The organism is Finegoldia magna (genome assembly GCF_018371055.1).
GTDB lineage: Bacteria > Bacillota > Clostridia > Tissierellales > Peptoniphilaceae > Finegoldia > Finegoldia magna_I.
The window spans coordinates 1-2353 of the sequence record NZ_JAGYZD010000249.1 but is presented as its reverse complement, the minus strand read 5'-3'; the positions used below and the strand labels follow the sequence as shown (position 1 = coordinate 2353).

The 2353-nt window shown below is 31.4% G+C and carries 2 protein-coding genes; both read left to right on the top strand.

What is annotated here, in order from left to right; all coding sequences use genetic code 11:
* The coding region (gene ligA / locus KHW44_RS08680; protein ID WP_304068504.1) for an NAD-dependent DNA ligase LigA at nt 1–1987 on the top strand (1987 nt) is incomplete at its 5' end.
* Nucleotides 1988–2037: 50 nt separating this feature from the next.
* Complete coding sequence (gatC, locus tag KHW44_RS08675) at nt 2038–2319, top strand: Asp-tRNA(Asn)/Glu-tRNA(Gln) amidotransferase subunit GatC (RefSeq protein ID WP_294685616.1); 282 nt, start codon at nt 2038–2040, stop codon at nt 2317–2319.
* Nucleotides 2320–2353 lie beyond the last annotated feature (34 nt).

The following is a 2353-nucleotide window of genomic DNA, read 5'->3' as shown; positions in this document are numbered from 1 at the left end:
GGAAAAGGAAGACAGAATAAAATATTTAGTAGACATACTAAATAAATACGCTTTTCATTATTATACTTTGGATGATCCTTTGATTGAGGACTCAGAGTATGATGTGTTGTATGATGAGCTTGTGAATCTTGAAAAAGAAACTGGAGTTGTTCTGCCAAATTCTCCGACAAATAGGATTGGTGGAGAAGTTTTATCGGGATTTGAAAAGCATGTGCACTTGAATTCGTTGTACAGTTTAGGAAAAGCACAAAGCAAAGAAGAAGTTAGAAATTGGGTCAATAAAACCATTGAATTTGTAGAAAATTACAATAAAAATCACGTGAACAAATTACCTCAAGTTGAATTTTATGTTGAATTTAAGTTTGACGGTTTGACAGTAAATTTGACATATGATGGCGGATATTTGGTGATGGCGACTACAAGAGGTAACGGTACTATCGGAGAAGTTATTACAAACCAAGTGAGAACTATCAATTCAATTCCATTGAAAATAAATGACACGAGATTGATGGAAATTCAGGGTGAAGGAGTAATGCCACTTTCTTCATTAGAAAAATACAACCAAACTCATGAACCAAAACTCAAAAATGCGAGAAATGCAGCAGCAGGAGCTCTTAGAAATTTAGACCCAGCTGTTACAAGAGAAAGAAACTTGGATGCTTATTTCTACAATGTAAATTATTTGGAAGAAAACGGGCTTGAAACTCAAGAACAAATGATGAAGTTTTTGGGAGATAATTATTTCAAATTGTATCCATACGAAAAACACGCAACATCATTCGAAGAAATTTCAGAATTTATTGATGAGATTTTTGAATTAAGAAATGAAATCGACGTTTTAACAGATGGTGTGGTAATTAAAGTAAATGATTTTAAAACAAGAGAAAAATTAGGCTACACTAACAAATTTCCAAGATGGGCAATAGCTTACAAGTTTGAACCTGAAAGATTTACAACAATTGTAAAAGAAGTTGAATGGAATGTTGGAAGGACTGGAAAAGTAACGCCGACGGCTTTGCTGGAGCCTGTAGAAATTGGAAATGTAACTGTAAAAAGAGCTACACTTAATAATATTGACGACATTGAAAGAAAACAAGTAAGATTGAATTCAGAAGTTTTCGTTAGAAGGTCAAACGATGTAATCCCAGAAATAATGGGAGTTGTAAATCCTGACCAAGAAGATACGGAAGAAATTGAAATTCCACATTACTGTCCATATTGTCACAGTGAATTATTTAGAGATGGAGTTCATATTTTCTGTCCAAATTCAATGAGTTGTACTCCACAATTGGTTAAGAGAATGGTTCATTTTGCAAGTAGAAATGCAATGAATATCGATGGATTGAGCGAAAAAACATTGGAAGTTTTACTAGAAAAACTCAATATAAAATCAATTGAAGAAATCTACGATGTAAAAAAAGAACAGTTGTTGCAATTAGAAGGATTTAAAGAAAAGAAGAGCCAAAATCTGATAAATGCAATTGAAAAGAGTAAAAATGTTGATTTGGCAAACTTTATTTTTGCACTTGGAATTCCTGAAATCGGAGAGAAGACAAGCTTTGAATTAGCACAAAAATATAAGAGTTTTGATAATTTGAGAGAAGCGAAGTTTGACGAATTAATTCAAATCGAAGATATTGGAAATGTTATTGCAGAAGAAATCGTAGAATTTTTCCATGACGAAACTATTTCTCATTCTATAGATTCACTTCTATCAAAAGGAATTAAAATTAAAAACCCTGAAAATATTGAAAAGAAATTGGATAATTTAACTTTTGTTTTGACAGGAAGTTTGGTAAATTATTCTAGAAAAGAACTTACAGACAAGTTATCGAATTTGGGAGCAAAAGTTTCATCTTCTGTTTCTAAAAACACTGATTACGTGGTATATGGAGAAAAAGCTGGATCCAAACTTACAAAAGCGAAGGATTTGGGTGTAAAATTAATGACAGAAGATGAATTGAATTCATTCTTAGACAACTTATAAATTTAATTTATTTATGATAAAATTTAATCATGAATTAAAAAGGAGTTAGTATGATTAATCGAGATGAAGTAATAAAAATCTATGATTTGGCTAACCTTGAGTTAACTGAAAACGTGGATGATTTATATGAAAAATACAATACTGTATTGGATTTTGCAAGTATGATTATGGAATGTGACACTGAAGGTGTGGAATACATGGAATTCTTGCCACAATATCACAGCATACTTAGAGAAGATACACCAAAAGAATCAATTGCAAGAGAAGTTGCGTTGAAGAATGCAAAATCTCGTGAGTATGGTTATTTTAAATTGAAGAAAGTGGTGGAATAATGATAGAAAATCTTAGAAATAAATTTGTAGAAAA

What these genes read in the sequence shown, in the direction of transcription:
- gatC (WP_294685616.1), top strand. Translation starts at nt 2,038, where the DNA reads ATGATTAATCGAGATGAAGTAATAAAAATCTATGATTTGGCTAACCTT.